16 protein-coding genes are annotated in these 21624 nt (G+C 56.2%); 1 reads left to right on the forward strand and 15 read right to left on the reverse strand.

Annotated elements, in window-relative coordinates:
- Positions 1 to 7: 7 nt before the first annotated feature.
- The 5 genes from prfB to JUE67_RS05365 form a co-directional block, all read right to left on the reverse strand.
- A protein-coding gene (gene prfB, locus JUE67_RS05345) for a peptide chain release factor 2 (protein WP_203627652.1) occupies positions 8 to 1124 on the reverse strand; the annotation gives its coding sequence in 2 pieces (ribosomal slippage) (positions 8 to 1051 and positions 1053 to 1124; 1116 coding nt in all).
- Positions 1125 to 1217: 93 nt separating this feature from the next.
- Positions 1218 to 3584: a preprotein translocase subunit SecA gene (gene secA, locus JUE67_RS05350; RefSeq protein ID WP_203627660.1), complete on the reverse strand. Its 2367-nt coding sequence runs from the start codon at positions 3582 to 3584 to the stop codon at positions 1218 to 1220.
- A 470-nt stretch (positions 3585 to 4054) separates the two neighbouring features.
- Positions 4055 to 4612 carry a ribosome hibernation-promoting factor, HPF/YfiA family gene (gene hpf / locus JUE67_RS05355; RefSeq protein WP_203627665.1) on the reverse strand — a complete coding sequence of 186 codons (558 nt, stop codon included), beginning with the start codon at positions 4610 to 4612 and terminating at the stop codon, positions 4055 to 4057.
- Positions 4613 to 4760: 148 nt separating this feature from the next.
- Complete coding sequence (locus JUE67_RS05360) at positions 4761 to 5405, reverse strand: ComF family protein (protein ID WP_236002623.1); 645 nt, start codon at positions 5403 to 5405, stop codon at positions 4761 to 4763.
- Between the two features lie 29 nt (positions 5406 to 5434).
- Positions 5435 to 6718 carry a helicase-related protein gene (locus JUE67_RS05365; RefSeq protein ID WP_225877933.1) on the reverse strand — a complete coding sequence of 428 codons (1284 nt, stop codon included), beginning with the start codon at positions 6716 to 6718 and terminating at the stop codon, positions 5435 to 5437.
- Positions 6719 to 6740: 22 nt separating this feature from the next.
- On the opposite strand from JUE67_RS05365, the gene JUE67_RS05370 reads away from it, so the two are divergent.
- On the forward strand, positions 6741 to 7394 hold the full coding sequence (locus JUE67_RS05370) for a YigZ family protein (RefSeq protein ID WP_203627666.1): 654 nt from the start codon (positions 6741 to 6743) through the stop codon (positions 7392 to 7394).
- A 1215-nt stretch (positions 7395 to 8609) separates the two neighbouring features.
- Here the strand turns inward: JUE67_RS05370 and JUE67_RS05375 are convergent.
- From JUE67_RS05375 to yfmF, 10 genes are all read right to left on the reverse strand, one after another.
- Entirely contained in the window at positions 8610 to 10592 is a 1983-nt protein-coding gene (locus tag JUE67_RS05375; RefSeq protein WP_203627738.1) for a KUP/HAK/KT family potassium transporter, read from the reverse strand.
- A 140-nt stretch (positions 10593 to 10732) separates the two neighbouring features.
- Positions 10733 to 11821 (reverse strand): glycosyltransferase family 4 protein, encoded by a 1089-nt coding sequence (locus JUE67_RS05380; RefSeq protein WP_308440115.1) that lies wholly within the window; start codon positions 11819 to 11821, stop codon positions 10733 to 10735.
- A gap of 301 nt (positions 11822 to 12122) precedes the next feature.
- Complete coding sequence (gene rny / locus JUE67_RS05385) at positions 12123 to 13694, reverse strand: ribonuclease Y (RefSeq protein WP_125696980.1); 1572 nt, start codon at positions 13692 to 13694, stop codon at positions 12123 to 12125.
- 375 nt (positions 13695 to 14069) lie between these two features.
- Positions 14070 to 15155: a recombinase RecA gene (recA, locus tag JUE67_RS05390; RefSeq protein ID WP_125696981.1), complete on the reverse strand. Its 1086-nt coding sequence runs from the start codon at positions 15153 to 15155 to the stop codon at positions 14070 to 14072.
- 96 nt (positions 15156 to 15251) lie between these two features.
- The gene (locus JUE67_RS05395; RefSeq protein ID WP_203627670.1) at positions 15252 to 16496 is read right to left on the reverse strand and encodes a competence/damage-inducible protein A; all 1245 of its coding nucleotides are present in this window, start codon (positions 16494 to 16496) and stop codon (positions 15252 to 15254) included.
- A 249-nt stretch (positions 16497 to 16745) separates the two neighbouring features.
- On the reverse strand, positions 16746 to 17327 hold the full coding sequence (pgsA, locus tag JUE67_RS05400) for a CDP-diacylglycerol--glycerol-3-phosphate 3-phosphatidyltransferase (protein WP_203627671.1): 582 nt from the start codon (positions 17325 to 17327) through the stop codon (positions 16746 to 16748).
- A gap of 3 nt (positions 17328 to 17330) precedes the next feature.
- On the reverse strand, positions 17331 to 18251 hold the full coding sequence (locus JUE67_RS05405; protein WP_203627673.1) for a helix-turn-helix domain-containing protein: 921 nt from the start codon (positions 18249 to 18251) through the stop codon (positions 17331 to 17333).
- A gap of 86 nt (positions 18252 to 18337) precedes the next feature.
- Positions 18338 to 19066, reverse strand: coding sequence for an elongation factor P 5-aminopentanone reductase (gene ymfI / locus JUE67_RS05410; RefSeq protein ID WP_203627675.1), 729 nt, complete (start codon positions 19064 to 19066; stop codon positions 18338 to 18340).
- Positions 19063 to 20361, reverse strand: coding sequence for an EF-P 5-aminopentanol modification-associated protein YfmH (gene yfmH / locus JUE67_RS05415; protein ID WP_203627677.1), 1299 nt, complete (start codon positions 20359 to 20361; stop codon positions 19063 to 19065). Before yfmH ends, ymfI begins: the two co-directional genes overlap by 4 nt.
- A complete protein-coding gene (gene yfmF / locus JUE67_RS05420; protein WP_225877934.1) occupies positions 20358 to 21620 on the reverse strand; it encodes an EF-P 5-aminopentanol modification-associated protein YfmF in 1263 nt (420 codons plus the stop codon). The genes yfmH and yfmF overlap by 4 nt, the downstream gene beginning before the upstream one ends.
- Between the last annotated feature and the right edge of the window lie 4 nt (positions 21621 to 21624).

A 21624-nucleotide genomic window follows, 5' to 3' on the forward strand; every position in this document is an offset into this window, starting at 1 on the left:
AGTTGCATCAGCTTGGATTCTTGAGGCTGAGCTCCCATTGCAGATACGCATAAATGAAAGGATTCAGGTCACCGTCCATCACGGCCTGGCCGTTGCCGGTCTCGTAATTGGTCCGGTGATCTTTGACCATGGTATACGGGTGGAACACATACGAGCGAATCTGGGAGCCAAACGCCACGTCCATTTGGTTACCCTTGATCGCCGCCGTTTCCGCCTGCTTTTTTTCCTCTTCCAATTGGTACAGCTTAGCCTTCAACATGGCCATCGCAGTCGCCTTGTTCTGGAACTGGCTGCGCTGTGCCTGACTCGACGCAACAAGGCCAGTCGGAATATGAATCAGGCGAACCGCGCTGGAGGTCTTGTTGATATGCTGACCGCCGGCGCCACTGGAGCGGAAGACTTCCATCTTGATGTCTTCGGGGCGCAGGTCAACTTCAATGGAGTTGTCGAGCTCCGGCATCACATCGACAGAGGCAAAACTGGTATGCCGCCGCCCAGCCGAATCAAATGGCGAGATGCGGACCAGGCGATGCACGCCTTTTTCGCTGCGCAACATGCCGTACGCATTTTCCCCATTGATCAACAGGGACACAGACTTGATACCCGCTTCATCCCCTGCGAGGTAATCAGCGACTTCAACACTGTAGCCGTTTTGGTCGGCCCAGCGTTGATACATCCGCAGCAGCATCGAGCCCCAATCCTGGGCTTCGGTCCCACCAGCGCCTGGATGAATTTCAAGAATCGCATTGTTGTGGTCATAGGGGCCGGACAACAACAGCGTCATGTCGTACTTGTTCAGCCGTTCCTGCAGCGCGACGGCATCGTGCTCGAGCTCCGCTTGAAGCTCCGCATCCGGCTCTTCCTGAAGCAGCTCGAAGGTCACGTCCAGGTTGTCCAGCGCGTCTTCCATGGCAATAAAATTGTCATGTTTTTCCTTGGCCTCGTTGTTCTCATTGATCAACTGCTGGGCCGTCTCGGAGTTATCCCAAAAGCCCGGTTCCGCCATTCGCCCTTCATTTTCGGCGATGCGTTCGTTCAAGGCATCGAGGTCAAAGAGACCCCCTGAATTGATTTATTTTGGTCCGCATGGCGGACAGGGTGTTGCGAATTTCTGCTGTTTCCATGGTATGCTCCTTTAATTTTGGTGAATGTCGTCTTAGTTGCGTGATTCCCGTCAAAAAAGCCGGTGTGCAAAAATGCCCCGGCTTTTTTTGACATCAACGACGAATGTTTTGACGAATCTGCGCCTTCATGAACAGGCGCGTCACGCCATCGTCCATGTTCGCGATCATTTCCTCGAACATCCGGTAAGCTTCTTCCTGGTATTCGACCAGCGGGTTCATCTGGCCATAACCACGCAGGCCAACACTTTGCCGCAATTGATCCAGCACATCGATGTGATCGGTCCAAAGCGAATCGACCACGCGCAAGATCACGACTTTTTCAAATTCCAGCATCTGGTCGGGATCGCCGAGCTGGCCAAGTTTTTCATTGTAATTGGTCTCCGCCAGGTCCATCAAAGTCGAGATGAGCTCGTCTTGCGAGCGGCCCAGCAACTGGTCCTTCTTGAAGGTTTCAGGATCGACCATGTTGGTGGTGACGTAATCATAGATCGCGTCAAGCTCCCAGGTCTTCTTGTCGCCGTTCGTGTGAGCTTGGACAAGCCGGGTGATCGAGCGGTCGATCATTGCCATCAAAACAGGCTTGAGCGACTCTTCGGCGTTGATCACTTGCTGGCGCTGCTTGTAGATGACCTCGCGCTGTTCACGCATCACATCATCATATTGCAAGGTCTGCTTACGTGTATCGTAGTTATTCCCTTCAACACGCTTTTGCGCCGATTCAACGGAACGTGAGATCATGCGGCTGCGAATGACTTGGTCTTCGTCGTTATCGACAAAACGGTCGAGCACCTGCTTGATCCGTTCAGAACCGAACCGCTTCATCAGGTCGTCTTCCAGCGACAGGTAAAATTGAGTCGCACCCGGATCTCCCTGACGGCCGGAGCGGCCACGCAGCTGGTTATCGATACGCCGGCTTTCATGACGTTCGGTCCCGATCACGGCGAGCCCGCCGACTTCGGTGATGCCAGGGCCGAGCTTGATATCGGTCCCACGTCCAGCCATGTTAGTCGCGATGGTCACGGCGCCGCGTTGCCCGGCGTTCATGATGATCTCGGCTTCCTTGGCATGATTTTTCGCGTTCAAAACACTGTGCGGAATGTTTTCATCATCCAGCATCTTGGACAACCGCTCGGAAGACTCGATGGCCACAGTACCGACCAAGATCGGCTGGCCTTTTTTGTGGCGCTCCTTAATGTCTTCCGTCACGGCGCGGAACTTCGCGTCAAGCGTCGGGTACAAAATATCCGGCTGATCGACACGAATGACCGGCTTGTTCGTCGGAATCGAAATGACCTGCATGTTGTAAATTTCGCGGAACTCTTCCTCTTCGGTCTTCGCCGTCCCGGTCATCCCGGCCAGCTTGTTGTACATCCGGAAGAAATTCTGATAAGTGATGGTGGCCATTGTGGCGTTTTCGTCTTGGATCTCAACGCCTTCCTTGGCCTCGATCGCCTGATGCAAGCCATCGGAGAAGCGCCGCCCCTCCATCGCACGGCCAGTGAACTGGTCGACGATCAGGACTTCGCCTTCCTGCACCATGTAGTCGATATCCTTGAGCATGATGTAGTTGGCGCGCAACGCCTGATCCAAATGATGGGTCAGCGCCGTATTTTCTGTGTCGTACAGGTTCTTCAGGCCAAACGTCTTATTCGCCTTGGTGATTCCCTGCTCGGTCAAAGAGATCGTCTTGGTCGGCCAATCGATCTTGTAGTCGTCTTCTTCTTTGAGCGTCTTGACGAAGCGATCCGCGCGAATGTAAAGCCCCGTGGATTTTTCGGCCCCGCCGGAAATGATCAATGGCGTCCGCGCCTCATCGATCAAGATGGAATCAACTTCATCGACGATGGCAAAATTCAGATCACGCTGCACCATCTGTTGTTTGTAGACCACCATGTTGTCACGCAGATAGTCGAACCCAAGCTCAGAGTTGGTCGAGTAGGTGATATCCGAATTGTAGGCCTCACGTTTTTCATCGGAGGTCTTGTCGTGCGTGTTCAACCCAACGGTCAGGCCGAGCCAGTTGTACAGCTCGCCCATTTCGGTCGCATCACGAGCGCTCAGGTATTCGTTGACAGTCACGACATGAACACCTTTGCCAGCCAAGGCATTCAAATACACCGGCATGGTCGCGGTCAGGGTCTTCCCTTCACCGGTCTTCATCTCGGCGATGTTGCCTTCATGCAGCGTGATGCCGCCGATGATCTGCACGCGGAACGGGAACAAGCCCAGCACGCGCTTGGCCCCTTCGCGCGCAACCGCAAAGGCTTCAGGCAAAATATCATCGAGGGTCTCCCCTTTTGCGAGGCGCTCCTTGAACTCAGGCGTCTTTGCCTGCAAGGTCTCGTCTGGCAATTGGGCGTATTCGTCTTCGTAATGCTGGACCTTATCGGCGATCTTACCGAGGCGGTTGACCTCACGCTTGTCGCTTTCGACCCAGGTTTTTAAAATGTTATTCGGCATGTGTGTTCCTCTCTTGTCACAGGAAATGGCCATTGCGGCCGATAATATCTTATTCATTTTAGCATCATGACAGGGGCTTGACCAGCTTTGCCAAGAATTTGCGGCAACTGATTGGACCAGAGCTGACTGGCGGATCGGGAATGAGCCAAGTGCGCCATCGATTGCCCAAGTTGAACTGCCTGCCTACCATCCCGCGGGCCTTCGCACCCTTTTGTAGTTGGGCCTCGGTGCGCATGGTGGAAACATCTAGTTGACCCAGCCACTCGGGGCTAAGACCGGCCCCAAGCGCCCTGTAGTTGGGCTTCGCGCGGCAGGTCTGAGGCATCTAACTGGGTCCGGCACTCGGGGCTAAAAGCGCCCCAAGCACCAGCCCCTGTTAGCTGCTCAGACCTAAACGCCGCGCTTCGCACCCTGAATCAAAAAACCGCCGCAGATCACTTGGACCTGCGGCGATAGATGGCAGCTGACGCTTATTCGTCGGTCTCGATCAGCCCGTAACGGCCATCGCGACGCTTGTAGACAATGCTGGTGCCATTGGTCTCAGCATCTTCGAAGATAAAGAAGTTATGCCCTAACATGTCCATCTGAAGAATTGCTTCTTGTGGATCCATCGGCTTGAGTGAGACCCGCTTGGTGCGAACGACCTGCAGACTGTTGTCTTCGTCGGCCGCATCAGCTGTCTCGTCCGTTGTCGTTGTCACCTCGATCGGTGCAAAACCCTTTTCACGGGACTTGCGGTTGATCTTGGTCTTGAACTTGCGGACCTGCCGCTCCAGTTTATCGGTGACCAAGTCAATGCTTGCATACAGATCTGGACTTGTTTCCTCAGCGCGAAGCGTGAGATAGTTCAGCGGAATCGTTACTTCGACCTTCCCTGTTTTATCAGGATAGACCTTGAGGTTCACATGAGCGGTCGCTTCGACGGAGCTCTCGAAAAACTTGTTGAGCTTACTGATCCGTTTCTCAACATAAGAACGAATCGCATCGGTGACCTCGATGTTCTCACCACGAACATTGTATGTCAGCATAAAACTTCTCCCCTTTCCTGCACGTCACAATGCGGCGCGCGGGTCGGAAGGGCTTGGAACCCCTTCCAACCTTCTATCATTATTATAACGAACCTCCGGAGCTGAGACAAATAATATCCTGCAAAAAGGAGGTTTTTCTTAACTTGCTTTAGCGAATCAACGAAAAGCTCGTGATCTGGCCTTGATACCCGGCGTCCCGCAGCGCATTGCGGGCGTGATACAGTGTCCGCCCGGTCGTGTAGAGATCATCCAGCAGAATCACGTGGCGAATGCGGGCATGCCCACGTGGCAAGGTCGCCGAAAAACTCTGCGCCGTTTGAAGGCGGCCGCGGCGGTCTTTTTGCGCTTGCGGTAGGTCCGTATCGCCCTTGGTCAACCACCGTGCCAGCCGCAGACGTCCAAACAACCCCAGCACTGGGTCAAACCCGCGCGCGCGCAAATGGCTCGGCTCACTTGTCAATGGCACCAGCACCGCGTTTTTTGAAAATTGTCCCGCCAGTAGATCAGCAAACGCGCTGTGCAGGCGGTAGTCCCCATTGCCCTTATATGACTGAATAAAGGCCTTCATCACCTCATCATAAATGAAAAGCGCGCGGTGATGCAGCAGCGGGGCTTCCCTCGCCTCCCAGCGCACACAATCGGTGCAAAGCACAGGCGCCGGCAGCGCACGACCACAGCCGGGACAACAAGTCGTCTGGTCGATCCGCGAAAAAGTCGCCTGACACCGGCGGCACAGTTGCGGCAAGCGTGCCTGATGGCCCCCAAGCAGTTCGGCAAGTGAAAGATCATCCATCAAAGGTTGCGCACACAATAAACACCGCATCAGGCTCGCCCCCGATTTGTTCTGCGAATGGTCGCGATGGCCCGCAACTGATCAGCGGTCCAGTGGCGCGCAACAAAATAAACAGGATCTGCCGGAAAATCCGCGCTTCGACCAGCCCGCCCGGCCATTTGAATCAAGCCGGCCGCAGAAAATAGTGGGCTATCCGCGCCCAGAACGAGCACGGCACAATGCGGAATCGTCACGCCACGCTCAAGAATCGTTGTCGTCACCAAACAATCCAGTTGCCCCTGCCGAAACGCCAACACTTTTGCTTCCCGCTCGGGGTCGCTTGCGTGCACCCCGGCCGCCTGCCAGCCGAGCGCCACAAGCTGGCGCACGAGGGGCTTCAGCCAATCGATCTGCGGGACGAACAATAGCAACTTACTGTCCGCATTTTTCAACAGAGTCAGCCGCCGAACAATCACCTTGTCTAGGCGATGCGGCCACCGGCGACCGCGACGGATGAGCGGGCGGGGCACTGGCAGCGGCGCCCCATGAAACCGCGTCAATAGCCGGCTGACCCCGATCTGACCGCGGCGGGCGGCGCGCTGCAAGGCCTCTCCAGGCGTGGCCGTCAGAAACACGACTGGGCCGCTAGCCGCCTGACGCACGCCATATGCCAGCATTGGGGTCTGCGGGTAAGGAAACGCATCAACTTCATCCACGATGATCAGCCCAAACGCCTGATGATACCGGAGCAGTTGATGCGTCGTCAGCACCACCAACTGCGCATCCACACTGGGCCAAGGCGCCCCGCCATAACGCGCGACCAGTGGCGTGCCTTGAAACGCGCTGGCCAGCCGCGGGGCAAGCTCCCGCACCACATCCACTCGCGGCGTGGCCCAGGCAACGCGCCGCCCCTGCCGCAAAACCGCCGCGACCACAGCAAACAGCATCTCAGTTTTCCCTGCTCCGGTCACCGCGTGCAACAAATGATCTCGCCCCGCCGCGACCGACGCCAGGACGCCGCGCTGAGCCGCCTGTTGTGCAGGCGTTAGTTCCCCCTGCCAGCTCATCTGCCCGCGCCACGCGATCGGCGGTGCGGCGAATCGAACCAACGTGGTCTCACTCGTGATCCGATCGAGGCCGACACAACTGGGACAATACTGGCCACCTGCTGGTAAGGCGCGCAACTGCCGCTCGCCGCATCGCTGACAGACCCAGCGCCGCCCATTTTGCTGCAGGCCCGCCACCTGCGTCGCTTGTGCTAAACTGACAGAAGAAACGGCGGCTGCACGACACTCTTTTTCCGTTAACTGCATCCCTGCCCAAATCATTGTCATCACCTCGAAAGGAGATTACGCAATGGCTGCCAATGACTACCTGACCATCGCAAAAAATGGCGAGGCGCAGCAGGTCATCAAAAAGTCGCGCTTCATCTGCACGTTGACGCGCATCACCAGCCGAGAAGACGCTGCCGACGCGCTGGCGGCCGTGATCAAGGCCCATCCCAAAGCGACTCACCATGTGCCGGTTTACCTTCTCGGCGATCAGGATGAAATTCAGCACGCCAGCGATGACGGCGAACCCAGCGGCACAGCAGGCGCGCCCATGTTGCGGGTCCTCCAGCAAATGGGGGTGCATGACGTCAGCGCCATCACCACTCGCTATTTTGGCGGCATCAAGCTCGGGGCAGGCGGCCTGATTCGCGCCTACGCTGGCAGTGTTTCAAACGCCGTCACAACGATTGGCCTAGTCAAACGGCTGATTCAGCAAACGGTGACGCTCACACTAGCCTACCCCCTGCTCGGCACCGTGCAACACTATCTTGAAGAACAGGCGATCACTCAACTCGACACCGCCTACACCGACCAAGTCCAAGTGACCATCGCAGTCGATGAAGTCGAGATTGCCACCGTCCAAGCCGCTCTGATCGAGCTGGCAGGCGGCCAGATCACGTTTGAATTAGGTGAAAAATTGCCAGTGGAAGTACCAGTGACACTGCCGAGCCTTCACTGACTCGTGACAGGCAACTGACCAGTGCCCCGTATGATCCCAATCCCGTAAAAGTGACGATTGTTCAGCTCGGTGTGAAAAAGCGCCGGGCTTTTTTGTGCCGACTTCACCGTCGTAGCCGGCCAGCCGCCTTTCACTATGTACCCCAGATCCGTTCGGGCCTATGACCGGACCAGGGGCCACACAAGTTGCGAACGACAGGCCCTCGCCAGTCGCAACTTGTGTGAAATATTGCTCTTTGAAACTTGGTTGGTATCCATGCCGCCGCCATATCGATTGCTGGTGCAGTAAGCTTAGGTCATGTAGGCTTAGAATTTCGGTGACCTTCCCACTCCCGAAGAAGTAGGCGTCGTTCTCAAGATGGGCCGCATACCCGGTGCTGCAAACAAAGGTGGGCTGCACGACATTTGTGTGGATGCCGGTAGAAATTATTCAGCTGTCAAAGAGCGTGACATGGCGTTGCCGCCGGGGACAGAGCAACATTTCTGGCTCGCCGAGGCGAACCGAGCGCCTTTCATCATTGTTGGATCTTTGAGTCGCCGCCATATCGGACGCTGGTGCAGGGGGATAGATATATAGGCTTTGTAGGGTCGATGACCTTCCCTCCTCCGAAGAGTTGGGCGTCCATGTCACGTTGGGCCGCACTCTGGTCCTGCAAACGAAGGTGGGCTGCACGACAGTTTGATGAAAGACTAGTGGGAGTCCGGACTCCCATGGTGCGTGTGCTGAACGCCTGCTGTACATTCAGGTGTTCTGTTGGTGTGTTGTTTCCCCCGACCGCCCATGGAGTCGAATGAATATGCATGCAACAGTCTCCACTTGGGGCATGCTCATTCGGACGTCGGTAAGGAGCCACCTTCCTTCCCCTTACATATAGTTAAGCGAGTGGGCGCCGGGAAATGTGATCGAGAATTTTAAAACGTTAACGCAGCGCGGGTTCTAGCAATCGCAAAAAAGTCATGAATTGTTTACCCCGTACACAAAAATAGGCGTTCTTGGGCGCGCGCAAGTTCGAATAAACGATGCAAATTTAATCGTTCTAAACTCAACGACGATTTCGAGTGCTACGTCATCATTTCATATCTAGGCTCGGCTCCGAAACTTTTGGGATGGTGTCACACCCTGTTCTGACAGCAATTTGGGCGATCGGTGCGGCACTCAACAAACAAAGACATCACGCCGAAAATTCTCAGCGTGATGTCGCAACTGAAGCGGAATTTATTTTTTCACATGCCAGATCTCATGAGTCTGGAACTGCGGGCGGTGCGCGGTGTCAATAAAGAGCGGCACCGTTTCTTCAACCACATTGCTGAACTCCAGGCCATACCAGTTGGCGGGACTGGTTGTGAAGTTTTGCAGCAACAGCCGGCCACCGATCAAGCGTTTTTGCCAACCGGGAATGTTCTCGGCGGCTTGAAGGCCCATCGATTTTTCCATAATGATGACGAACTTGAAATCGCCGGCGCGGCGCCCCTGGATCGTGGTGTACTCCGGCGTTTGTACGTCGATCGCGCCGGCGTCCATCAAATCATTGATAATGCGCCGAATGTACAGATTGACGTGCTGCGAGCAGCGGAACCCGAGGTAAAGCTGGACGGACACGACATTGCGGGTGTGCATCATGTCGACGGTGTAGCGCATCTCATACGGCGAGCTCGTTTCGTTGACGGTGACAAACCAGTACACCTTGGCGCGCTTGGGCTGCTTATCCAAGATCGAATACAGCGCCGTGCGCTTGAGCCGATAGTCGTCCTTGACCTTGGTCATGTAGACCAGGTTGGTGGCAAAAAGCGGCTCGCTTTGATCGGCACTGAGCGCGGTCAACTGGTCAAGATAATCAGTGAGCTTGACCGTTTCGCTTTCATCTTGGTATTTTTCACGCATCTTATTGCCGAAATACCACACGACCATCAAGGCGAGAATGAGCAGCATGATCACCAAGGTAATGTAGCCGCCATGCAGGAATTTGACCAGGCTGGCGAGTAAGAAAATACTTTCGATGACGCCGAAGAATCCGGCGATCAAGGCCGCCTCTAGCCGCGAGCGATGCAAACTGATGAATTCAAACAGCAACAGCGTCGTCATCAGCATCGTCACGGTGATCGCAAGCCCGTATGCAGCCTCCATCGCCTTTGACGTGCGGAAATACCAGACAACGCTGAGGGTGACGACACACAGGAACCAATTGACCAGCGGAATATAGATCTGGCGCTGATGCAAATTGGGATGCTTGATATTCATCCGCGGCAAGAACTTCAGCGAGATCGCCTCATGGACCAGCGTGTACGACCCGGTGATCAGCGCTTGCGACGCGATGATCGCGGCAATCGTGGCCAGCGCGATCGCAAACGGCCGAATGCCATTGCCCATCATTTCATAAAAAGGATTGAAATTGGTCAGATCGCGGTATGCGGCATCTTGATAATGCGAGATCAGCCACGCGCCTTGGCCAAAATAATTCAGCATCAGCATCGCATACACAAACGGCCAGGTGACGTAGATATTATGTTTGCCAACGTGCCCCATGTCCGAGTACAAGGCCTCGGCCCCGGTCGTCGCAAGGAAAATACTGCCCAGCAGGAAGATCCCGACCTTGTTATCCGGACTGACCAGCACTTTGATCGCGTAGACGGGCGACAGCGCTTTGAGAATCCCCAAATGCCCGCCGAGTCGGGTGAGCCCCAAGATCCCGATAAACGCAAACCACAGCAGCATCAGCGGGCCAAACGCCTTGCCGATCAAAGAGGTCCCATAGCGCTGAATCAAAAACAGCGCCACAAGCACGACGGTGGTGATGCCCAAGATCACAAGCTGGGAGTTGCTGAAGACGAACCGGCCAAACGTCTGGCCCTTCAGCCCTTCGACGGCCGAAGTCACCGTGACCGCCGGCGTCAACGTCCCGTCAGCCAGCAGTGCGGCGCCGCCCAGCAAAGCCGGCACGGCCAGCCAGGCGCCGCGATGCCGCACCAAAGCGTACAGGGCAAAGATGCCGCCTTCCCCTTTGTTATCGGCGCGCATTGCCAAGATCACATATTTGATCGTCGTTAAAAGCATGAGCGTCCAAAAGATCAAAGAAACGGAGCCGATGATATAATCCGGCGTTAAGTTTCCTACTTTGCCGGCATCCGCCACGATCGCGTTCATGACATAAAGCGGTGAGGTCCCGATGTCGCCGTACACAATGCCCAGCGTGATCAGCATCCCCGCGATCGTCACGCGTTTTTTATTTTTAGTCAAAATAGCCTCCTGCGTGCCTGCTGGAAAATGCAAAACCGAGGTCGCGCGTTGCGCTTCCTCGGTCTGACTAGCAGATGCTCAGTATTGTAACACCATGGACCCGGTCATTCTACCCGGTCGCGGGCCACTTTTTTCACAATGCGGCGAATCAGCTTGAGCAGTGGGGTGCGGTTCTGGCCGAGCAAGCCGATCGACTCGACGAACAGTTCCAACCCGATCACCACAAACACCGTCAACATCACCGTTCCCCAGAACGTGCTCAGCGGATATAGCAGCGAGATCAAGGAGAAGATCAGTGCGATGCCGTAGATCACCAGCACGGTCTGGCGGTGCGTCAGGCCCATTTGCATCAGGCGGTGATGCAAGTGGTGCTTGTCCGCCTGTGAGATCGGCACGTTGTTGAGCCGCCGCCGGATCATCGCGTACACGGTGTCGGTGATCGGCACGCCTAAGATCACGACCGGAATGATCAGGGTGATGAACGTCACATTTTTCAACCCTTGCAGCGACAGGACGCTGAGCATAAAGCCGATATACAGCGCCCCGGTGTCGCCGAGGAAGATCTTCGCCGGGTGAAAATTATAAGGTAAAAAGCCGACCAGCGCCGCGCCCAACGTGAAGATCATGATCGGCGTGCCGACTTCGGCCACCGACAGGAAGAAAAAGCCGATGATGCCCATCGTGAACAGCGCAATGATCGAGACGCCGGTGGCCAACCCATCCAGCCCGTCGATCAGGTTGACGGCATTGGTGATGGCAAGAATCCACAGCAGGGTCACAGGCAGGCTGAGCCAGCCAAGATTCCACGTCCAGCCCAGCACATGCACATCGGTCATCCGGGCACCGACGAGAAAATACGCGATCAGCGCCGCCAACGTTTGGCCAAACAATTTTTGCCGAGGCGTCAGCTCTTTCACATCATCGATCATGCCGGTGATGATGATGACGGCCTGGGCCAAAAACAGCGAGAAGAGAAAATGGGTGTCGAACTGCGGCCTAAGCAACACGAACGTCGCAAAGTTGAAGGCCAAAAAGATCGCCAGGCCCCCCATTGTGGGCATTGGCGTCTTATTGACGCGGCGCGCGTTTGGCTTGTCGATCGCCCCGACGATGAAGGCCAGCCCGCGCACGAATGGCGTGATCAATGCTGTGATCAGCATCGTCGCAAAAAAACTGACTATGATGCGAAACAAGTCGCCGTCCCTCCCCATTTCATAATTGAATTCATTATACTACGCCACGTTGCGCGTGTGGACAGCACCTGGCGATTGAAAGGTATTTGAAAGAAAGCGCACAAGAAAAGCGAGTGGGCCAAATGTCGCTCTTGGGTCCGACAGGTAAGTGTGCCAAGCGCCAGGTCCGTTCTTTGGACCAGGTGATTGGCGCCTTAGCTGCTCGGACCCGGACATTTGGCCCACGACACTGCTGTAACATTAGTGCACCAAAAAGGACCCGGGACAAAATTTTTGTTTTGTCCCAGGTCCCATCCCTACTTTACTTGGCGTATTCCACCGTGCGGGTCTCGCGAATGACCGTGACCTTGATGTGGCCGGGATACTCCAATTCTTTTTCGATCTGATTGCGAATGTCGCGCGCAAGGACCACGCTTTGTTCGTCGGAAAGCTGCTCCGGCTTGACGATGACTCGCACCTCGCGACCCGCTTGAATCGCGAAGCTGTGATCGACGCCGGCAAAGCCATTGGCGATCGACTCGAGTTTTTCCAGCCGGTGCAGATAATTTTCAAGCGACTCGGACCGCGCACCGGGGCGTGCAGCCGAGATCGCATCGGCGGCGGCGACCAAGACCGCAATGACGCTGGTCGCCGGGGTGTCGCCGTGATGCGAGGCGATCGTGTTGATCACCACTTGTGGTTCTTTGTACTTTGTTGCTAACTCGACCCCGATCTCGACGTGGGAGCCGTCGACCTCGTGATCGAGTGCTTTGCCGATATCATGCAATAACCCTGCACGTTTTGCCATTGTCACATCTTCGCCGAGCTCTGCCGCCATCACACCAGCTAATTTGGCGACCTGAATCGAGTGATCCAGGACATTTTGCCCATAACTGGTGCGGAAATGCAGGCGGCCCAGAATCTTGATCAGATCGGGATGCATGTTATGAATCCCGATGTCAAAAATCGCCTGTTCGCCGATCTCACGGATGCGGTCATCCATTTCCTTGCGCGCCTTATCGACCATTTCTTCGATGCGCGCTGGGTGGATTCGACCGTCCTGTATCAATTTTTCAAGTGCCATGCGCGCGATCTCACGCCTGATCGGGTCAAAGCCCGAAAGCACGACCGCCTCTGGGGTGTCGTCGATGATCAGATCGATACCCGTCAGCGTCTCTAAAGTACGAATGTTGCGGCCCTCACGCCCGATGATACGGCCTTTCATATCATCGCTTGGCAAATTGACCACCGTCACGGTCGTTTCCGCAACAATGTCAGATGCACTGCGCTGAATCGCGTCTGCGATCAACGTTTTGGCTTGGCGGTCCGCTGTCTCCTTAGCTTCTTCTTCACTCTCTTTGATCAGCATTGCCCGCTCATGCGCAAGCTCCGCCTTCGTGTCCGTTAAGATCTGGTCTCGTGCCTGGTCTTTAGTCAGGCTAGCAATTTTTTCAAGAGTCTCTTTTTGCTGGGCGACCACAGTTGAGATGCTTTGCTCCCGCTCATCCAACTGCTGCTGCCGCTGATTCAAGGTCGTTTCGCGATCCGACAAACTCTGCTCTTTACGATCAAGCGTGTCGTCGCGCCGATCCAAGGTCTCTTCCCGCTGCAACTGCCGGTGCTCACTTTGTTGCACCTCACTGCGGCGACCCTTCAATTCATCTTCAACTTGGCTCCGGTAGCGATGGGCTTCGTCCTTCGCTTCGACCAGCGTCTCTTTTTTAAGGGACGCGGCCTTATCCTTTGCCGCCTCAATGATCCCTGCCGCCGATTCGGTGGCCTGGTTCAAATTGTTTTTGTGGACCCGCTTTTGATACGCGATGCCGACCAATAATCCGACCGCTACTGCGATGACTGCAACGAGGATCATTGAGACCAGTGTGCCTGAACTCATCTTTTCACCTCCGCATCATCTAAGCGATTCGATCAAAATGATCAAAGCATTCAGAAATGCTGTATTCTTAAATTATCATACCAATCGATTGTAACGGTTCACTGAACAAGTGTCAACCAACGCCGGCGTAGCGGCATCTTCGTCGGCCCGCTATGCGAAAAAGCAGAGAGCGGACGAGCGGTATTTGCGTTAAAGCGGTTCTGCGCCGGTGTCTGCAACCAAGTCAGCCGACCCACCCGAGGGGGCGATGCCCGACGCTGAGGGGCGATCTTCTCGTCGCATTTCGCCCTAGTTCGTACAAAAAAAGAGGCAAGAAGCCGACCACAATGGCCGTTTCTCGTCTCTTTTAACGTCCGCAAGAATCACGGGTGATCGTTATTTTTTCGCCTTATCGTCTGGCAAAATATCGATCTCTTCGCTCTTTTTAGCCTTCTCCTCCGGGGTGCCTTCTTCGGCCTCCTCGTTGGTCTCATCCATGTTGTAAGCCGCACGCACCTTTTCACGCAGCTCGGCCTTCATCTCTGGATGATCATCCATGTACTTCTTGGCGTTCTCACGACCTTGGCCGATGCGCTCGCCACTGTAGGAATACCAGGAGCCAGCCTTTTCGACCAGATCCTTCTCGGCGGCCATGTCGATCAACTCACCGGTCTGAGAGATCCCCTTGCCGTACATGATATCGACTTCAGCGACCTTGAATGGCGGCGCGACCTTGTTCTTGACCACCTTGATCTTGGTCCGGTTCCCGATCACATTGGTGCCATCCTTGATCTGCTCAGCACGCCGGACTTCCAGGCGAATCGTGGCGTAAAACTTCAGCGCCCGGCCGCCTGGGGTCGTTTCCGGATTACCGAACATGATGCCGACTTTTTCACGAATCTGGTTGATAAAGATCGCGATGGTCTTTGTCTTGTTGATCGAACCGGACAGCTTCCGCAGCGCTTGGGACATCAGACGGGCTTGCAGGCCAACATGGGCGTCACCCATTTCGCCTTCAATTTCCGCCCGCGGCACCAGCGCCGCCACGGAATCGACAACAACAATGTCCACAGCGCCTGAAGAGACCAACGCATCCGCGATCTCGAGGCCCTGTTCACCAGTGTCCGGCTGCGACAACAGCAGTTCATCAATGTTGACGCCAAGGGAAACGGCATATTTCGGATCCATCGCATTTTCCGCGTCGATATAAGCGGCAGTGCCGCCCTCTTTTTGAACCTCTGCCACCGCGTGCAGCGCAATGGTGGTCTTCCCTGAACTTTCCGGGCCGTAGACCTCAATAATGCGGCCACGCGGATACCCACCGACCCCAAGTGCCTCATCCAAGGCCAGCGAACCGCTGGAAATGGTCGAGATCCGGGTATCGATCTTGTCGCCCATGCGCATGATAGAGCCTTTGCCAAAATTCTTTTCGATCTTCTTTAATGCAGCGTCGAGCGCCGCTTTGCGTTCATCTTGAGCCACGAGTCGTCCTCCTTTGCGCGATCGCGCAAAACCTTTACTTCTATGATACAAGTCAGCCGCTGGGAAGGCAAGAAAAACCGAACAGGCGTTCTCTGTTTATTGTGGCTGAATGGCGCGCAGGGCTGCAAACATGGCGGCTTTGACTGCCCGGTCACGGACATCATTGCGGGCGCCTGGAAAATGGTACAGCGTCGCCTGCGTCTTTTCCCCGCGCTTGGCCAGCCCGATCCACACCGTGCCCGCATCCACGCCATCATCTGGACCTGGGCCTGCAACGCCGGTCATGCTGACGGCAAGATCCGCGTCCACTTTGTCCCGGGCTGCTTCAGCCATCGCCACAGCCGTCGCCTCACTCACGGCGCCGTCGCGGTCGATTATCGCCTCATCCAGGCCCAACAGCGTGGCCTTGGTGTGGTTGGAGTAGGTGACAAAGCCGCCTTTGAACCAGGTGGAAATGCCGGGAATATCTGCCAGCGCCGCCTGAAACGCGCCTGCGGTCAAACTTTCCGCGGCCGTGATGGTCACGTGCGCGTTGGCTAGCGCATTGGCCAATTCCTGCGCCAGGCTGTTGTCGTCGCCATAGCCATAGAAATACTGGCCTTCCCGAGCCAAGATCTCCTGTTCAATTGGGGCGATCAGCGCGTCTGCCGCCGCTTCATCCGCCGCCTTGGCCGTCAGCCGCAATGTCACTTCATGTTCCTTGATATAGCTGGCGATCGTGGGCTCACTTTGCGCGTCGATCAGATCCGCCAGGTCGGTAGTCAAAAGCGATTCGCCGATGCCGTAAAAACGCAGGACCTTGCTTTTCAGGACCTGCTGCGCCCCGCGATGTGTTAACAAATACGGGGTGAGCTGCTCTTCGACCATCACCGTGAATTCACGCGGCGGACCAGGCAGCAGGACATAGGTCGCTTTGGGGGTCTCGCTGATCGCGCCCACCGCCAACCCGACACGATTGGCCAGTGGCTGGGCGTCAAACGGCAAGGCTGCCTGGACGCGGTCATTGGCCGTGAGTGGGGTCTGCCGCTGCTGGGCAAACGCCAGCAGTTTCTCGATCGCCTGGAAGTTCGTCACCAGCGGCTTGCCGATATGCTGGGCCAGCACCTGCTTCGTGATATCGTCGGCAGTCGGGCCGAGCCCGCCGATCAAGATCACGAGATCTGCGCGCCCCTCTGCCAGCGTCAGCGCCGCATCCAGGCGTTCGCCATTGTCTCCGACCACTTGCTGTTGCTCCGCGTCAATGCCAAGCAGGGCGAGCTGCCGGGCCAAGAAGGACGCATTGGTGTTGACGATCTGACCGAGCAAGATCTCGGTGCCGACCGCAATGATTTCTGCTTTCATCTTGCCACCCCATCTTATAGATTCGCAATTCCGCTTCAGTTTACCACTGGAATCAAAATAAGTGGGACAAATGTCGGGCTTGGGTCCAACGGGTAAGTGTTTCACTCACCAGGTCCGAAGTTTGGACCAGGCGAGTGAGCGCTTAGCTGCTCGGACCCGGACATTTGGCCCACGACAATGCAGTCACATCGTGCAACATAAAGGAGCTGGGACAAAACAAACGTTTTGTCCCAGCCCCTTTGAGTTCGCTTAATTGAATGAATCGCTGAAGACGCCGCGGTTTTTGTAAAAATAATCCACACCGGAATAAATTGTGAAGATCACCGCCAGATAGAAAAGCACCTGGCCGATCGGGAACCCGATGGCCCCAAAACCGATATTGTTCAGCATCAAGAAGATGATCGCAAAATCCTGCGTCGCCGTCTTGATCTTCCCCGGCCAAGCCGCGGCCAACACTTCGCCTTCATTTGAAAGTAACAGCCGCAAACCGGTCACGGCCAGCTCCCGCCACAAAATGATGGCAGTCGCCCAAGCCGGAATGACGCCGCTGGCTGTCAAAAAGATGAACGCGGTCATCACCAGCAGCTTGTCCGCCAAAGGATCCGCAAACTTGCCAAAATTGGTGACGAGGTGCTGGCTGCGGGCGATCTTGCCATCCGCAAAATCCGTTAGCGAGGCGCAAATGAAGATGATCGTCGCCACGAGCCAGGCGATGCCGATCTTGGTACCGAGCAACGTGACACTCCCAGCCGGCCAGCCAAGAGCCAAGAGAATTGTAAAAACAGGGATTAGAATGATGCGCAACATGGTTAATTTATTTGGCAGATTCATCGCTTAGTCACCTGTACTTTCTGAGGCGTCAGAAGAGGAACTGCTACTAGAGGCGGTCGTATCTGCGGTGAACGTGATCGTCCGCACGACACTGGTACCGCTTGAGATATCGACCGTCTTGCCATTCAATTCGAGCTGCGTGCCGAGCGCATTACCTGAGCGTACATCAAACGTCGTCGTGTTGTCCGGAATATCGACTTCCTGACTTTCCCCGGCGGCCAGGGTCGCCTGCCAGGTCGTTGTGCCGTTGACCATCACCGCGACCCACGCGGCACCGGTCGCAGAGACTTTCAGTTTGTTGCCGGTAGCGGGCATGTTTTTGACCGTGACGGCCTGGGTGCTACCACTAGCCTGTGCCACGCTGACCGTCAGCTCGTCATCTTTTTTGCTGGAACTGCTGCTTTCTTCCTTCTTGCTGCTTTCGGAAGAGGACTTGCTGGATGAGCTGCTTTTGCTCTCTTTTTTGCTTGAGACCGAGACCGCCGAAGACTGCACCGGAATCGCGCGCTTCTCGCCGGCGGATTGCTGAATGATCGCCCAGTAGATCGCCCCGAAGATCACAAGGACCAACAGCACGATGATCACCTGAGGCAGATAACGCCGCAGCTTGATCCCGGGATTGTTCTCGATAGCGCGGGTCGCCCGCGTCTTGTTTTCGACGGATTGGTCCACATACTCTTGCGGCTGAGTATCGGGTATGTCTTGCTGAAATTGAGTCAACAGGGCGTCACTATCAAGGCCGACCGTATCGGCGTATTGCTTGATGAAGGCGCGCACGTAAAAATCGCCCGGCAGCGCGCCGAAGTTGCCCTCCTCGATCGCGATCAGGTAACGCTTTTGAATTTTGGTGATCTGTTGAAGATCGTCAAGGGTGTAGCCCTTTTCGATCCGGGCTGCCCGCAATTTTTGCCCAATTTCATCCATTTGTATCTTCACCCGCTCGATTTTTTATGTTCATTTTCAGTATAGCATGATTTCGAATGTTCATGAATTAAGAAATTGTTGAGAAGTCACGCGAGCCAGCCGCCGGAAACATACAGCGTCTGGCCTGTCAGATAAGCCGCCTCTTTCTGTAATAACATCGCGACATAATAACTGACATCCGGCGGGGTCGCCAACCGCGCCGCCGGAATCGCGTCTTGCACCGCCGCCAACGCATTGGCATCAAACATCTGATTCATTTTGGTATCAACGGCGCCAGGCGCCACCACATTGACGGTGATGCCCAGGCTTGCGACCTCTTTGGCATAGGCGCGCACAAACGCGGACTGGGCGCCTTTGACCGTCGAGTAGGCGACTTCCATGGCCGACCCACTGCCGCCGTATACGGAGCCGATGAATACGATACGGCCGGCGCCACTGCGCGCCAATTTTTCCTGCAAATGGGTCAACAGAAGCATCGGCGTGACCAGATGCACGCGCATCAGGGCCGTTAATTCCGGCTCCGTCGTCGCGGTGAACAGGTGATAATACGTCATCCCCGCCGCAAACACCACGGCGTCCACGCTGAACAGCTGCGCCGCCAGCTCGGTCACATGGGCCGCATCGGTGAGATCATACGCCAGCGGAATGAAATCCTGGCGCGGGTAAGCCGCGGCCAGCTCCGCCACCAGCGCGGTCACCGGGGCCTCGTGATGGTTGTAGTGCAAGTACAGGGACCAGCCTTCCTCGGCCAGGCGCCGCGCGATCGCGCCGCCGATGTCGCCTGACGCCCCGATGATCAATGCCGCTTGAGTCATGCGTCCACCTCCGGCAAAATATGGAACACCGACACCGCATCCAACCGGAAAAATTGCCCAGCAGCGGCTTGCAGATCCGCCAGTGTGATCGCCTGCATCACGTCGGCCAAGTCAAACAGTCCGATCGGTCCAAAACTCTGGTCGCTGACCTGATTGGCGACTTGTTCCAAGGAATTCAGCGATTGATAATATTTGCCCAGCGCCGCGTGCTTGATGCGGGCAAAACGCGCCTCTTCAAGCAGCGGCTGATCTGCCCCTTTGGCAATGACAGCGGTCAAGGCTTCGGACAGTGCAGACGCATCGGTGGCATCGCCGCCCAGGGTCGCATAGTTATACGTACGCTGAGCCGTGAAATCAAAGTCAAACGAATCATCGACGATACCGGCATCATACCAGCTCTGATAAAGCGGTGAGGAATCGCCAAACAGCATCTCAAGGAGCAGGCGCACCGTGATCGCATACTTGGTGCCGACCAGGTCATCGTCGACCGGCGTGGTACCCTTGATCCCCACGATGCTCTTCGGCCGCACCAGCGGCAACGTCGCCGCTCGATAGGGCAGAATCGCGGCCAGATCCCCATCAAACGACACAGGTCGAACCGGCGCTTGATACGGTGCGATGGTGCGGCCCGCTTGATCGGCCTCCGCCAGCTCGATCACATGTTGTGGATCGACATTGCCCACCACCGTCAGGGTCATGTTGCCGGGCTGATAAAACGTCCGGTACGCGCGATATAACAAGTCCGGCGTGATTGCCGCGATCGACTCGACCGAGCCGGTCACGTCGTTGCGCACAGGATGCGTGGGATAAAGGTTGCCCAGGATGCCAAAATACAGCCGCCAGCCGGGATCGTCTTGATACATCATGATCTCTTGGCCAATGATGCCCTTTTCCTTGTTGACCGTGGCTTCTGAAAAATACGGGTCCTGGACAAAATCCAGCAGCGTCTTTAGATTTTCATCGATCTGGTCCGTGGCAGAAAACAGAAACGAGGTCCGCGTTGCCCCGGTGAAGGCATTCGCCGACGCCCCAGTGGCGCCAAACAAGTCGAAGGCATCGTGGTCCGCTTTTTCAAACAGCTTGTGCTCCAAAAAATGGGCAATGCCTTCTGGGTCCTGCACCTTGTCGCTTGCGCCCAGTGGCACATACGTCGTGTCGATGCTGCCGTAATCCACGGACAGCATCGCATACGTCTCGTGGTACGTGGGCCGTGGCACGATCACGACGCGCAGGCCGCTTGCAAGTTGCGTTGTCACCTGTCGTTCGGCGACGGCTGTATAGAAACGTTCTTTCAAGAGAGCTCCTCTCCGCCCATAAAATAGCGGCTCTGCAACGTCATCCCGGCCGCGGCTTCTTGGACCTGCGCGCGATCGACAGCGGCGATACCAGCTTTGAATGCGACAAAATCACTGTGATGGCCGCTCGCAAGCCGGTCGAGTAGCGCCTGCCTGGCCAAAAAGCGTGGGGTGTCATAGGCCGCCAGCCGTGCCGACAGCAATCCCGCCTTGATGTTGGCCAACAGATCATCCGAAAAATCACCGTGCTGAACCGCGGTCAGCTGGGTGGCGATCAGTGCCTCGACTCGCTCGCGGTCCGCGGTATCGATACCCGTTTGAACCATCATGAAATGGCGGTACGGATCCAGACTCGAACTGGCGTAATACGCCAAGCTGGCTTTTTCCCGGACATTGGTGAACAAAAACGACAGCGGCGAGCCGCCAAATAGTTCCTCGGCCACCATTGCGGCATAAAATGCGGTGCCGCTGGTCGGCGCCGCCACATGATAGGCCAAATTGAGCTTGGCCTGATTGACTGGGGCTTGCTCAGTTTGGGCCTGCACCGTATCACGCAGCGGGGTGTCGACCACAAATGGCACGCTCAGCTCCGGACGTGGAGCCAGCGCTAAGGTCGAAGCAAGCGCCTCGACTTGGGCTGGGGCCACATCCCCCAACACGACCAGCTCGATCTGATCGCGGGTGAGGAGCTGCTGATACGCCGCAAGCAGCGCCGCATTGTCCACCGCCCGGGCGCCTTCCGGGGTGCCGAAGCTCGGCACGCCTTGGCCCGAGTCGCCGCCAAAATACAGCGCCTGGGTGGCCAGACTCGCCTGCAGCTGGCGGTCCTCCGCCATGCTTTCCAGATACAGCGCCAAATTTTCGCGTTCGCGCGCGAGCACCGCCTGATCGAATTGGCCGGCTGTGATCAGCGGGTGGTTGAGTACCTCATTGAGCAGCGCAAATCCGGCCGCCAGCGTCCCTTCGCCTGAAAATTGATCATTGACCAGGGTCAGCGTTGCCGTGACCCGATGCCACTGGCCTTCCTTAGCCACGCCAATGCCAAAGCTCGCGCCAAACAGTCGCTCCAGCTCAGCCGATAATGCGATCTGCGTCGGATAGGCGGCGGTGCTGGTCTCCAGCATCGACGTCAAAAGGGTCCGTGCACTGAAGGTCGACACATCAAGCGGCGCCAAAAAGTGAAGCTCGATGCGCACCGTTTTAAATTGGGTGGTGGGCAGGACGCTCAAATGAACCCCTGAAGCTAACGCAATTGACAAAAGA

The sequence above is a fragment of the Lacticaseibacillus mingshuiensis genome (genome assembly GCF_016861785.1).
In the GTDB taxonomy this organism is placed as follows: domain Bacteria; phylum Bacillota; class Bacilli; order Lactobacillales; family Lactobacillaceae; genus Lacticaseibacillus; species Lacticaseibacillus mingshuiensis.